10 protein-coding genes are annotated in these 11,592 nt (G+C 69.3%); 3 read left to right on the forward strand and 7 right to left on the reverse strand.

The features are described from left to right. Positions 1-32 precede the first annotated feature (32 nt). Both LRM18_RS00160 and LRM18_RS00165 read left to right on the forward strand, forming a co-directional pair. A complete protein-coding gene (locus tag LRM18_RS00160) occupies positions 33-1,301 on the forward strand; it encodes an NAD(P)/FAD-dependent oxidoreductase (protein ID WP_270948882.1) in 1,269 nt (422 codons plus the stop codon). Positions 1,302-1,481: 180 nt separating this feature from the next. Continuing rightward, positions 1,482-1,751, forward strand: a complete 270-nt coding sequence (locus LRM18_RS00165) for a hypothetical protein (RefSeq protein WP_049467888.1) — start codon at positions 1,482-1,484, stop codon at positions 1,749-1,751. Position 1,752: 1 nt separating this feature from the next. Here the strand turns inward: LRM18_RS00165 and pdeM are convergent, their stop codons facing one another. From pdeM to LRM18_RS00185, 4 genes are read right to left on the reverse strand one after another with little or no spacing between them, the layout of a single operon-like run. Beyond that, complete coding sequence (gene pdeM, locus LRM18_RS00170) at positions 1,753-2,394, reverse strand: ligase-associated DNA damage response endonuclease PdeM (RefSeq protein WP_270948886.1); 642 nt, start codon at positions 2,392-2,394, stop codon at positions 1,753-1,755. Beyond that, on the reverse strand, positions 2,384-4,843 hold the full coding sequence (locus tag LRM18_RS00175) for a ligase-associated DNA damage response DEXH box helicase (protein ID WP_270948888.1): 2,460 nt from the start codon (positions 4,841-4,843) through the stop codon (positions 2,384-2,386). The genes pdeM and LRM18_RS00175 overlap by 11 nt, the downstream gene beginning before the upstream one ends. After that, positions 4,840-6,447: an ATP-dependent DNA ligase gene (locus LRM18_RS00180; RefSeq protein ID WP_270948889.1), complete on the reverse strand. Its 1,608-nt coding sequence runs from the start codon at positions 6,445-6,447 to the stop codon at positions 4,840-4,842. The genes LRM18_RS00175 and LRM18_RS00180 overlap by 4 nt, the downstream gene beginning before the upstream one ends. Further along, positions 6,444-7,442 carry a ligase-associated DNA damage response exonuclease gene (locus LRM18_RS00185; RefSeq protein WP_049467895.1) on the reverse strand — a complete coding sequence of 333 codons (999 nt, stop codon included), beginning with the start codon at positions 7,440-7,442 and terminating at the stop codon, positions 6,444-6,446. Before LRM18_RS00185 ends, LRM18_RS00180 begins: the two co-directional genes overlap by 4 nt. Positions 7,443-7,555: 113 nt before the next feature. Between LRM18_RS00185 and LRM18_RS00190 the strand changes: the two genes are divergently transcribed. Then, positions 7,556-9,193 carry an acyl-CoA dehydrogenase family protein gene (locus LRM18_RS00190; RefSeq protein ID WP_270948893.1) on the forward strand — a complete coding sequence of 546 codons (1,638 nt, stop codon included), beginning with the start codon at positions 7,556-7,558 and terminating at the stop codon, positions 9,191-9,193. A gap of 170 nt (positions 9,194-9,363) precedes the next feature. Here the strand turns inward: LRM18_RS00190 and LRM18_RS00195 are convergent, their stop codons facing one another. The 3 genes from LRM18_RS00195 to LRM18_RS00205 all read right to left on the reverse strand — a co-directional run bounded on the left by LRM18_RS00195 (position 9,364) and on the right by LRM18_RS00205 (position 11,571). After that, on the reverse strand, positions 9,364-9,774 hold the full coding sequence (locus LRM18_RS00195; protein ID WP_049467900.1) for a hypothetical protein: 411 nt from the start codon (positions 9,772-9,774) through the stop codon (positions 9,364-9,366). 157 nt (positions 9,775-9,931) lie between these two features. Next, positions 9,932-10,273 carry a hypothetical protein gene (locus LRM18_RS00200; RefSeq protein ID WP_049467903.1) on the reverse strand — a complete coding sequence of 114 codons (342 nt, stop codon included), beginning with the start codon at positions 10,271-10,273 and terminating at the stop codon, positions 9,932-9,934. A gap of 122 nt (positions 10,274-10,395) precedes the next feature. Then, a complete protein-coding gene (locus tag LRM18_RS00205; RefSeq protein ID WP_053461025.1) occupies positions 10,396-11,571 on the reverse strand; it encodes a thiolase family protein in 1,176 nt (391 codons plus the stop codon). Between the last annotated feature and the right edge of the window lie 21 nt (positions 11,572-11,592).

Raw genomic sequence — 11,592 nt, forward strand, 5'->3', positions numbered from 1 at the left:
CGCGATCCACCGGCCTCGGGCACAATGCAGCCATGAAGGAACGACTGCGCATCGCCGTGATCGGCTACGGCACCGCTGGACAGGCTGTGTCCATCCTGCTCACCCGTGACGGCCACGAGGTGGAGATCTTTGAACGCGTGCCCGCGCCCGGGCCGGTCGGGGCCGGCTTCCTGCTGCAGCCGAGCGGCCTGCAGGTGCTGTGGCAGATGGGCCTGCTGGATGCGGTGCGTGCGCATGCCGCGCCGGTGCACCGCTTGTACGGCGATACGCCGTGCGAACGCGCCGTGATGGACATGCGCTATGAGGGCCTGGACGCGCGCCTGCACGGGCTCGGCATGCAGCGCGGTGCGCTGTTCTCGCTGCTGGACGAAGCACGTGCGGGCGCGGGCCAGCTGCATGCCGGGACCACCATCGCCACGGTGGATGCCGGGCAGGGCCGCCTGCGCGACAGCGAGGGGCGCGTGCACGGCCCGTTCGACCTGGTGGTGGCCGCCGACGGCGCGGCCTCGACGCTGCGCGGCACGATCGAAGGCGGTACCGGCCTGGATCGCGTGTATCCGTGGGGGGCGTTGTGGTGCCTGCTGCCGGCCGAGGACTGGCCGCACCTGCAGGAACTGCGGCAGCGCTACGTGGCCGCGCGCAAGATGATCGGGCTGCTGCCGGTAGGCACCCGGCCCGGTGACGATACGCCGCGCCTGAGCTTCTTCTGGAGCCTGCCGCGCGCCGACTTCGAGCGTTGGCAGGCCGATGGCATGGCGCCCTGGCTGGACGAGCTGCACGCGCTGTGGCCACAGGCCAGTGCGCGCTTCGCTCATCTGCGGGATGCCAGCCAGCTGGCGAGGGCGGTCTACCGGGATGCAGCGATGACACGCTGGCACCAGGGCCGCATGGTGCTGGCCGGCGATGCCGCCCATTCGATGAGCCCGCAGCTGGGGCAGGGCGTGAACATGGCGCTGCTCGATGCAGTGGCGCTGCGCGATGCCGTGCGCACCCATGGCGCAGCGGGCGAAGCGTTGCAGGCGTACCAGGCGCAACGGCGGGCGCACGTGGCGGTCTACCAGCGCTGGAGCCGTTGGCTGACGCCGTTGTTCCAGTCCGATCGCGATGCGTGGGCGAAGGCGCGCGACGTCCTGCTGGGCCCGATGGGACGCCTGCCCGGCGGCCGCGGCCACATGCTGCGCGTGCTGAGCGGAACACAGCACGGCTGGTTCGGTTCACTCGCACTGGATCCAGCCTTCATCGACGCACTGGCCACCGCAGCAGACGCGCCTCCCATCAGTGCGGTCACCGCCAATGCGTGAACTGCTCCGTCACGTGAATTAACGATTATCTCACCGCGGATGTGCGAGAAGTGGGTGGCACGCGATTGCGCGTCGCCCGTTTTCCTTTCCGTGATCAACATCGCGCATGGCCCCGGGCGGCGCTGCCGTTGCAGCCCGCTGCGGCCCGGATGCGCCGCTGATGTTGACGAGGAGGATGCCATGTTGTTCGCGGTCGAGGAGCTGGAATCGGAAATCTGCAAGCTGCGCGGACTGCTGCAGATGCTGCACGAGGACCAGCCCGACGTATTGGAGGATGTCTTCGAGTTCCACGTCGGCAGCCTGATCAGCCATGCATCGCCGGAACACCACCCGCGCATCCGCGCCTGCGCCCAGGAGATGCTGGCAGCCATCCGGGCCCTGCCGCGGCGACGCGGCGATGACACACCCGTGTTCCGCGTGATGCCGCAGCTGGACATCCGCCCGGCCTGATTCACGCCACTGGCAAGGTCACCACGCCGTTGTCCACGCAGGCGATCATCTGTTCGCCGCGGACGGGCACTGGCACGATGCCTGCCGTGAACGCGGAAAAGGCCGGCAGGATCGTCGTTCGTTCGCGCAGCCAGAAGGCCGGGAAGCGGCGGCGCAATGCGGGCAGTGCGACCTGTGGATGCAGGTGGCCGGCGATCACGTGCCACGCCGGGTCTGCGCACGGTTCATGGCGCAGCAGGAACGGTGCCAGCCGCACCTCCTCGTGGATCTGCACCTGCAGCTGGGCATGCGGCAGCTGGCGGTCGTGGTTGCCGCGCAGCACATGCACCTCCAGTGCGGCATTGCGTTCGCGCCAGCCCAGCCATTGCTGGTACCACGCTGCGCGATGGGCCGGTCCATGCAGGATGTCGCCGAGGATCCAGAGTTCGCGGCAGGCGTACCTGTCCAGGAGTGACTGCAGCCGCTGCAGGTCTTCGCCGGTACCGCCGCGGGGCAGCGCAATGCCGGCGCGGCGGAACACATCGGCCTTGCCCAGGTGCAGATCCGCGATCAGCAGCGCCTGCCGCGCCGGCCAGTAGAGTGCGCGCGCGCCCGCCAGGGTCACCGGTTCGCCGGCAAGCAGCAGCGATAGTTCATCGGCCATGGCGGCGCTCGAGCTGCTGCGCCGCGCGTTGCACGCGGGTGCGCCAGTCTTCGTTGCTGAACTGCCCGCGCAGGCGTTCGGCCCACAGTGGAAAGCCCAGGGGCGTGAGCGATGCAGGGCGCTGCATCGACATGCGTCGCGCGCCGATCCGGACCAGCACCTGGCGTAGCCCCGGCAGGTCAAGGCTGTCATGCAGCACTTCGCGTTCGGCCAGCGCCAGCAGCAGGTGCTCGGGGTCATGCTCGCGCAATACGTCGTACAGCAGGCCCGCTGAGGCCTGCAGCTGGCGCAGCGATCGCGGCATGCCTCCGGGCAGGCTGGGTACCAGCAGGCCTGCGACGCGCGCGATGCCACGGAACTGGCGCCGCGCCAGCTCGCCCAGGTTCACCGCCGCACGCAGATCGTCCAGCAGCTGATCGGGGCTGAACAGCGCATGCCATTGCGCCGCGTCCAGGTCGATCGCCTGCGCCGGTGCCAGCACCAGGCCGTGATCATTCACGGCATAGCCGATGCTGTTGCGCTGCTGGCGGGTGCACCGCAGTGCCAACAGGGCGGCCAGCGCCTCGTGCACGTGGCGTCCGGCAAAGGGATAGACGAACAGGAACTGGCCTTCGCGGCGGCGCACGTCTTCCAGCAGCACGTGGTCCGGGCCGGGAAGCGCCGACACCTGCTGCTGAAGTGCCAGCAGCGGTGCCAGCCAGCGCGCTTCGGCACTGTCGTCGGCGCCTGACAGCACCGACTCCAGTTCGCTGCCGAGTGCCATCGACAGCGGCAGCTGGCCTCCCTGCCAGCGGGGCACGACACCGTCACCGCGCCCGCGTGCCAATCGCACGAAAGCGGTCATGTCGCGCAGCTGCACCAGTTCCAGCAGGCGCCCGGCGAACTGGAAGCGGTCTCCGCGGCGCAGGCGGCTGGCGAACTGTTCCTCCACGGCGCCGAGGCTGGCCCCGCGCAGGAACTGCACGCGCACGCTGCCATCGCTGCTGATGGTGCCGATCGACAGCCGGTGGCGCAGTGCCTGACGCCGGTCGTGCATCCGGTAACGGCCATCGGCGTCCTGCACGACCTTGTGGAAGTCAGGGTACTGGGCCAGGGCCCGGCCCCCCTGCACGATGAAGGTCAGCACGGCCTGCCACTGGTCCTCGGCCAGGGATGCGAATGCATGGGTGCGCCGGACCTGCGCGAGCAGCGCATCACCGTGGAAGCCACCGGCCAGGGCGCGGCTGACCGCATGCTGGGCCAGGACGTCGAGCGACAGCGTCGGCGGCCTGCGTGCTTCGACCACGCCTTCGGCCAGTGCACGACGCACGGCTGCGTACTCCGCCAGTTCCAGCGCATGGCTCGGCACGCACAGGATCGCGCCGCTGGCACCGGGACGATGGCGCGCACGTCCGGCGCGCTGGCGCAGGCGGGCGACGCCCTTCGGGCTGCCCAGCTGCAGCACCTGTTCGACCTCGGGAAAGTCCACGCCGAGGTCGAGGCTGGAGGTGGCGACCACGCAGCGCAGCGTGCCTGCGCGCAGCCCGTCCTCCACCTGCTGGCGCAGCACCGGATCCAGCGAACCGTGGTGCAGCGCGAGCGTGTCCTGTTGCTCGGGCCAGACCGACGCCAGCGCCTGATGCCACAGTTCTGCCTGTGCACGGGTGTTGGTGAACAGCAGGCTGCTGCGTGCCTGCATCAACGCGTCCAGCACCCGCGGCAGTTGGGCCAGGCCCAGGTGCCCGGCCCAGGGAAAGCGTTCACCGGGTTCGGGCAGCAGGCTGCGCACCGTGGTCGCACGCGGGCGTACACCCTGCACGATCGGTGCATCGGGTTGCCCGGGCAGCAGCACGTCACGGGCTTCATCCAGATTGCCCAGCGTGGCCGAAAGCCCCCACAGCTGCAGCGCGGGGGCGGTGTCGCGCAGCAGCGCCAGGTTCAGCTGCAGCAACACACCCCGCTTGTTACCCAGCAGTTCATGCCACTCGTCCACCACCACGCAGCGCAGCTGGCGCATGCGTGCGAGCGTATCGGGATAGCTCAGCAGCAGCGCCAGCGATTCGGGCGTGGTCACCAGGACGTCGATGCGGCCCTCGCGTGCGTGCCGCCGTTCGCGGTTGCTGGCGTCACCGCTGCGAAGTCCCACGCGCCACCCCAGTCCCAGCCCGTCGACGACCGCCTGCAGCGCGCGTGCGGTGTCACTGGCCAACGCGCGCAGGGGCGTCACCCACAGCACCTGCAGCGGGCGCACCGCGCTTGCGCGCCGGGGCAGCGGCGGTGGATCGATCATCGCCTGCAGCAGGGGGCCGCCGAACATCGCCAGCGTCTTGCCGCTGCCGGTGGGCGTATGCAGCAATCCGGATTCGCCGGCAAGGTAGTGCCGCCACATTGCGCGCTGGAACGGCAGCGAACGCCAGCCTTGCGCCGCGAACCAGTCTTCCAGCCGGCGCAGCGCCTGGCTGCGCTTCATCGGGCCAGCGCCTGCAGCGTGGCCAGCTGATCGGCCTCGCTGGCCGGCTTGTCCTGGCGCCAGCGCAGGATGCGCGGAAAACGCACGGCGATGCCCGACTTGTGGCGGCTGCTGCGGTTGACTGCCTCGAAGCCCAGTTCGAACACCTGTTCGGCGCGCACACTTCGCACCGGTCCGAAGCGCTCGCGCGTGTTGGCGCGGATCCAGCGATCGAGCGCGAGAATCTCCTTGTCGTCCAGCCCCGAGTACGCCTTGGCCACCGGCACCAGCGTCTCGCCGTCCCACACGCCGAAGGTATAATCGGTATACAGCGTGCTGCGCCGCCCGTGCCCGGCCTGGGCGTACAGAAGCACCGCATCGATCGTGAGTGGATCGACCTTCCACTTCCACCAGTCGCCGCGTCGGCGGCCGGCCTGGTAAGCGGACAGCCGCCGCTTCAGCATCAGTCCTTCCACCCCGCGTTCGCGCGCGACGTCGCGCAGTGCGGCGGCATGCGGCCAGTCGTCAGCGGCAACCTCGGGCGACAGCTGGATCCGCGCATCCGCCAGCGCACCGATGACGCTGGCGAGCCGGGTGCGCCGCTCCTGCAGGGGCAGCTCACGCAGGTCAACGCCATCCTGTTCCAGCAGGTCATAGGCCAGCACGCGCACCGGCGTGTTGCGCAGGGTCGCTGCACCGGGCTTGCGACGCTGGATGCGGGTCTGCAGTGCGGTGAATGCGCGCGGCAGGTTGGCGGCCTCGTCCCAGGCCAGCAGCTCACCGTCCAGCACGCAGCCGTCGGGCAGCGCCATCGCCGCCTGCTCGATCTCGGGAAAGCGGCCATCCAGCCGCTCCTCACCGCGTGACCACAGCGCGACCTCACCACGCCGGCGCAGCAGCTGCAGGCGGATGCCATCCCATTTCCATTCCAGCAGCCAATCGCCGATCGGCCCGAGGCGCTCAGCAGGTTCGCTTTCCAGTGGCGAGGCGAGGAAGAACGGGTAGGGCTGTTGCCGGTCCAGCGGCAGCTCGTCCGGTGACAGCAACTGAGCCAGCAGTCCGGGCGAGGGCACCCACTCGCCGAGCATGCGCTGGGCGATGCGTGCGATGTCCAGGCCGGACCACTCGGCCAGCGCCTGCTGCACCAGTCGCTGCGAAACGCCTACGCGCAGGGCGCCGGTCAGCAGCTTGTTGAACACCAGGCGTTCGCTGCTGCAGAGCTGCGTCCAGCCCGCGACGACCGCCGCACGGCGGACCGGCTCGGGCTGGTTGGCCACCGCCAGCAGGTGCTGTTCGATCCATTCGGCCAGGGGGCGGTCGGGCGCCGGCTGTTTCGGATCATCCAGCAGCAGGGTCAGCGTTTCGGCCAGGTCGCCCACCTGGGCATAGCTGTCTTCCACCAGCCACGGGGGCAGCCCCGATGCGTCGGCGATCCAGGCGCGCAGTTCGCCGCTGGCGGCGATCTTGCGGCGTGCGCCACCTACCTTGCCACCGCTGAGCAGGTACAGCGCCCATGCCGCGTCATGCGCCCCTGCCTGGCGGAAGTAATCGACCAGCGCCGCACGCTTGTCCAGCGTGGCGGTACTGCGGTCCAGCCGTTGGTAAAGCGCAGCGAAGGCCTTCATTCCTCGCTCCCGAAATCCGTGCGGAAGGCTTCGGCGGCCACGCCGCGCTCGCGCAGGAAGGGAATCAATGCATCGGTGTTGCCGTGCGTGGCGATCACCCGGCGCGCGCCGGTCTGTTCAATGGTCTGCAGCAGCGCCGGCCAGTCGGCGTGATCGGAAATGACGAAGCCGCGATCGACATTGCGACGCCGCCGGTTGCCGCGAAGCTGCATCCAGCCGGAGGCAAAGCCGAGCTGGTGGCGGCCGAAACGACGCATCCACGGCGTGCCTGCCGCCGACGGCGGCGCCAGGATCAGCTGGCCGGCCGCATCCGGCTGGCGTCCCTGTTCGGCGACCGTGTGCGTCTCCAGCAGGGGCACGCCCGCCTGCCGGTAGACCGCCACGCCGTTGGCGATGGCACCGTGCAGCCAGGCCGGGCGGTCGTCCAGCGGCAGCAGCTCGGCAAGCACGCGCTGTGCCTTGCCGAGCGCGTAGCACAGCAGGATCGCAGCCTCGCCGCGTTGTTCGCATTCGCGGCGCCACGCCACGATCTCGGCCGCCACCGCCGGCGTGTCCGGCCAGCGGTAGATGGGCAGGGCGAAGGTGGCTTCGGTGATGAAGGTATCGCAGGGCACCACCTCGAACGGCGCGCAGGTCGGGTCGGGCTGGCGCTTGTAGTCGCCCGAGGCCACCCAGACCTGCCGGCCGTCGTCGATGCGCACCTGCGAGGAGCCGAGCACGTGTCCGGCCGGATGCAGCGATACCTGCACCCGGCCCAGGCCGAATGGCACGCCTTCGGCATGCGCCTGCACCTGCACGTCGCCCAGGCGCCAGCGCAGGATCGGCAGGCTGCCTTCGCTGCAGTGGTATTCACCCATGCCGGGGCGTGCGTGATCGCCGTGGCCATGGGTGATCACCGCACGCGGCACCGGTCGCCAGGGATCGATATGGAAATCGCCGGCGGCGCAGTACAGCCCCTCCGGGCGCAGCACCACCAGATCGTCATTGCCTGCCATGGGCCCACTGTGGCCTGCGCCTCGTGCACGCAGTGAGAACCGGCCTGAACACGGGCTTGGCGGATCATGCGGCACAATCGGGCCGCAGACTTCTTGGCGCCAGGATGGACCGGATGAGTGGACCCCGCTTCGACAGCAACCCGCCGTTTGAAACGCATGTGGTGCTGAACCAGCCACCGCCGTTCGCGGGGCGCCAGTTGTGGACCGACGACGTGGCGCTGATGGAAGCCGTGCAGCGCGAGGGCGCTGGCAGCTTCGCACCGCGACTGGATGTTTATGGCGGGTTGGCCGGTGACGAGCTGTACCGGCTCGGCTTCGATGCCAACCGCGATCGCCCGCGCCTGCGTACGCATGATGCGCAGGGCCATCGCATTGACACGGTGGAGTTCCATCCGGCCTATCACCAGTTGATGGGCACGGCCAAATCGCACGGCGTGGCCGGACTGTCCTGGCACGAGCCGCAGCCTGGCGCGCACGTCGCGCGTGCGGTGCTGAGCTACCTGCATCACCAGGCCGAGGCCGGCACCAGCTGCCCGCTGACGATGACCCACGCGGCAGTGGCGGTGCTGTGCACGCAGCCGCACCTGGCCGAGTGGGCACGCAAGGCCGCGGCGCCGGTCTATGATCCGCGCGACGTGCCGGTGGCCGACAAGGGCGGCATCACCCTCGGCATGGGCATGACCGAGAAGCAGGGCGGCTCGGATGTGCGCGCCAACAGCACGCGCGCCGAACCGATCGATGGAGAGCGCTATCGCCTGGTCGGCCACAAGTGGTTCTTTTCCGCACCGATGTGCGATGGCTTCCTGGTGCTGGCGCAGGCGCCGGGCGGGCTGACCTGCCTGTTGATGCCGCGCCGGTTGGCCGACGGTGACCGCAACGCATTCCGGTTGATGCGGTTGAAGGACAAGCTCGGCGACTGGGCCAATGCCTCCAGCGAAGTCGAATTCTGCGGTGCGCAGGCCTGGCGTGTGGGCGACGAAGGGCGCGGCGTCGCCACCATCATCGGCATGGTGATGATGACCCGCCTGGATTGCATGCTGGGCGCCGCAGCGGAAATGCGCATGGCGCTGGCCCAGGCGCTGCACCACGCACGCCATCGCCGCACCTTCGGCAAGCTGCTGGTCGAGCACCCGTTGATGACCAACGTGCTGGCCGACCTGGCGCTGGAATCGGAAGCAGCCACGGTGCTGTCGATGCGCATCGCACGTGCGGTGGACCGCGCCGCCGTGGATGCCAACGAGGCCGCGCTGGCGCGGCTGGGAACGGCACTGGGCAAGTACTGGCTGTGCAAGCGCGCACCGGCCTTCGTCAACGAAGCGCAGGAATGCCTGGGCGGAGCGGGCTATGTGGAGGAATCAATGCTGCCGCGGTTGTACCGGCAGGCACCGTTGAATTCGATCTGGGAAGGCAGCGGCAACATCCAGTGCCTGGACGTGCTGCGCGCGCTGGCACGCGAACCGGAGACGCTGGCGGCGCTGCGCGCTGAGCTGGCGGCGGTGGCCGATCGTGATGCGCGCTACGCGGCAGCGCTGCAGCGTTGGGCAGCGGCGCCGGCGCCCGACGAGTCGCAGGCACGGACGTTCTGCGAGCGCACTGCGCTGCTGCTGCAGGCGGCGCTGCTGCTGCGTGCGCGCAGCCCGATGGCCGAGGCGTTCGTGCGCAGTCGGCTGCAGGGGGAGCATGGCCTGGCGTTCGGGACGCTGCCGGCGGGCGTGGATCTGTCGGCAATGCTGGCGCGTGCGCTGCCGTAAGGGGGCGCCGTGCATACGTCCGTGCAGGCCCGGGCGCGCCATCCATGCCGCTTGCGCCCCTGCGCCACCTGCCCGCGGGCAGAGAGCGAAAAGCAGAAAAGCCGCGGCGGCGCCGCGGCTTTCCTGTAGCGCCGGGCCCATGCCCGGCTGATACGACGTCGCTAAGCGCCTCAGTGCTTGGCTTCTTCCTTGGCGGCGTTCGCCTTCGCGTCATTGGCGACATCGCGTGCCTTGTCGGCGACCTTCTGCGCGGCATCGGCAGTTGCGTCACTGGCGTGGGCAGCGGCATCGGTCGCCGCGTCCTTGGCCTTGTCGGCGGCGTTGGCGGTGGCGTCTGCGGCCTTGTCCAAGGCCTGCTGGGTATCGGCCGCGGCCTGCTCGGAGGCGGCGGCCGTCTTGTCGGCGGCTTCGCGGGTCGCGGCGGCGGCCTTGTCCACGGCGTCGCGGGCGGCAGCGCCGGCACTGTCGGCGGCCTGCTGCGCATCCTGCTTGGCCTGTTCGGCTTCCGGGCCCTTGCAGGCAGCCAGCGCCAGCAGCAGGGAAGCAGCCAGCAGAGGCGTGGTGATCGGGCGAATCTTCATGGCGGTCTCCGGTGCTGCAATGGATGGGGACGCCAGCCTATTCATGCCGTTGTGAAGACGGGGTCGCGATGCAGCGGCGTGGTCACCGGCACCGGTGCAAAGAAAAAGCCGCTGGCGAACCAGCGGCTTTTCCAGAACAGCGTGAAGAAAGAAGTTATTACTTCTTGGCTTCTTCAGCAGCGTCCTTGGCCTTTTCAGCGGTAGCTTCGGCAGCCTTGGCGGCGTCCTTGGCTTCGCCAGCAGCGGCGTCGGTGGCAGCAGCGGCGGTCTGGGCAGCGGCGTCGACCGAAGCGTCAGCAGCGGTGGCGGCGGTGTCAGCGGCCTGCTGGGCAGCAGCGGCGGTCTGGGCGCCGGCAGCGGCGGCCTGGTCGGCAGCAGCCTGGGCTTCGGTGGCGGCTTCGTTGGCCGAAGCAGCGGCGTCCTGGGCAGCTTCCTGCTTCGAGCAGGCGGCCAGGGCCAGAGCCAGGGACATCGCGACCAGCAGCTTGTTGATGCTCATTGTGTGAATCCTCGTCGTTAGATTAGGCAACGCGCAACTGCGCGCCGACAACATGATGACAAGCCAAGATTGGGTGTCAAGCGATCCCGCATTCATTTTTGCGAAATCATCGTTAAATCGTTTTAAATCAATTCGATGGCAATTGCCGTTGCTTCGCCGCCACCAATGCACAGGGTGGCAATGCCGCGCTTGCCACCGCGCGTGCGCAGGGCGTTGACCAGCGTCACCACCAGGCGCGCACCGGAGGCACCGATGGGATGGCCGAGTGCGCAGGCGCCGCCATTCACGTTGAGCTTGTCGTGCGGGATACCCAGTTCGCGCATCGGCGCCATCGCCACCACGGCAAAGGCTTCGTTGATTTCGAACAGGTCGATCTGGTCCAGCGACCAGCCGGTCTTGGCCAGCAGCGCGTGGATCGCGCCGATCGGGGCGGTGGTGAACCACTCCGGTTCCTGCGAATGGGTGGCGTGGCCGACGATGCGCGCCAGCGGCGTGATACCACGCGCGGCAGCATCTTCCTCGGTCAGCAGGACCACCGCAGCGGCGCCGTCGGAGATGCTGGAGGAACTGGCCGCAGTCACGCTGCCATCCTTCTTGAAGGCCGGGCGCAGGGTCGGGATCTTGGCGATGTCGGAGCGGCCCGGCTGTTCGTCGGTGGCGACCTCCACGTCACCCTTGCGGGTGGCGACCTTGACCGCGACGATCTCGTCGGCGAACGCGCCGCTGGCCTGCGCGGCCTGCGCGCGCTTGACCGACTCGATCGCGTAGGCGTCCTGCTCCTCGCGGCTGAACTGGTACTTGTCCACGGCGCACTCGGCGAATTCACCCATGGCCTTGCCGTCATAGGCATTGACCAGGCCGTCGTGGGCCATGTGGTCGACCGCCTGGAAGTTGCCGAAGCGGTTGCCGGTGCGCGAGTTCGGCAGCAGGTGCGGGGCGTTGGACATCGATTCCATGCCGCCGGCGACCACGATGCTGGCCGAGCCGGCCTTGATCAGGTCATGGCCGAGCATGATCGTCTTCATGCCCGAGCCGCACACCTTGTTGAGGGTGGTGGCGCCGGTCGACAGCGGAATGCCGGCGGCGATCGCGGCCTGGCGGGCGGGCGCCTGGCCGAGGTTGGCCGGCAGCACGCAGCCCATCAGGACCTCGGAGACGTCGCTGGCCGGGACACCCGACTGTTCCAGGGCGGCAGCGATGGCGGCCGCGCCGAGGGTGGGGGTCGGCACGCCGTTGAACTGGCCGAGGAAGGAGCCGATGGCAGTGCGCTTGGCGGCGGCGATGACGATGTTGGACATGGCAATCTCGTTGATGCGTAA

It is taken from the genome of Stenotrophomonas sp. PI_27 (genome assembly GCF_027854495.1).
Lineage (GTDB): Bacteria > Pseudomonadota > Gammaproteobacteria > Xanthomonadales > Xanthomonadaceae > Stenotrophomonas > Stenotrophomonas pavanii.